Raw genomic sequence first — 1,061 nt, 5'->3', positions numbered from 1 at the left:
AGTACATCGACACGGATCTGGACACCTACTGGAACGGCCCGGACCTGAAGAATATCGCCGACCACCCGGCCGGATACAACGCCGATCCGAACGACAAGAGCACCATGAGCTTCCGCGACAACTTCACGGGCTTCTGGAACATCTGGAAGCACGGAATCATCACCCGGGACTACGCGCTGCTCGACGAGATCCACCCCAACAGGATCAGAAGCGCTGAGGAGTGGTTCAGGCGCGAAGACCGGCTAGGCCGGGAGCTCGGCCGGGGAAGCCTGTGGGAGAGGGTCCAGCCGGAGAACTGGACCGCGGAGTCGGCGGTCCTCAAGAGCAGCGCGGACTTCAGGACCGGCAAGCTGTAGACGAGGCGATACGGCGTAGCTCGGCATGCCGTTCGAGGCCTGCGCCTGCGGTGATCGGGTTGCTCAGGCGTATCAGAGAACAGGCACCGTATCGCGGATGCCTTGTGCTTCCCTGAGCCGCACCTGGGGTACACCGATCACCGCAGTTGGCAGGCAGGATCCGGGTTCAGTGGCCGATCACGGGTTCGCCTTCGGACGGTGCCAGGGCCGCGTTCGGCATCAGGAACGCCGTGATCATCGCGCCGACCACGAAGATACCCGCGCCCCACGCGAGGGTGGCCGTGTCGCTGTGGACGGCGGCCTGCGCGGCGGTGAGCGGGCCGGGCTTGTGGGAGGTGAGGTAGTGGGTGGCGGCCGAGGAGGCGACGGTGCTCAGCAGCGCGGTGCTGATCGAGCCACCGACCTGCTGGTTGGTGTTGATCAGTGCCGAGCCGACGCCGGCGTCCTCGTGGTGCACACCCGCGGTCGCGCCCTGGAACGCGGTGGTCATCACCCCGCCGAGGCCGAGGCCGAGCAGGATGGGCCGCCCCGAATTATCCGGATAGGGGACGCTATAGAATAGATGCCTGAGATGGGGGACCTGTGGCGCAGCATAGAAAGAAATATTCTTCCGAGTTTCGGGAGGAGGCGGTCAAAATGGTGATCGAGGGGCCTCGTCCGACGGCGACAGTCGCGAGGGAGCTCGGGGTCCTGGAAGGCACCCTA

The 1,061-nt window shown here is 65.3% G+C and carries 1 protein-coding gene and 2 pseudogenes; 2 read left to right on the top strand and 1 reads right to left on the bottom strand.

From position 1 onward, the window contains the following. Positions 1-356, top strand: a pseudogene (locus U9980_RS15345) (NmrA family protein); the annotation flags it as partial. Between the two features lie 166 nt (positions 357-522). On the opposite strand, the pseudogene U9980_RS15340 reads toward U9980_RS15345, so the two are convergent. Next, positions 523-876: pseudogene (locus tag U9980_RS15340) on the bottom strand (MFS transporter); the annotation flags it as partial. A 62-nt stretch (positions 877-938) separates the two neighbouring features. Between U9980_RS15340 and U9980_RS28570 the strand changes: the two are divergent. Next, on the top strand, positions 939-1,061 hold a 123-nt coding region (locus U9980_RS28570), incomplete at its 3' end, for a transposase (protein WP_416210282.1).

Source organism: Protofrankia sp. Cr1, assembly GCF_963555865.1.
Classification (GTDB): Bacteria; Actinomycetota; Actinomycetes; order Frankiales; family Frankiaceae; genus Protofrankia.
This window is presented reverse-complemented; position numbering and strand designations above follow the sequence as displayed.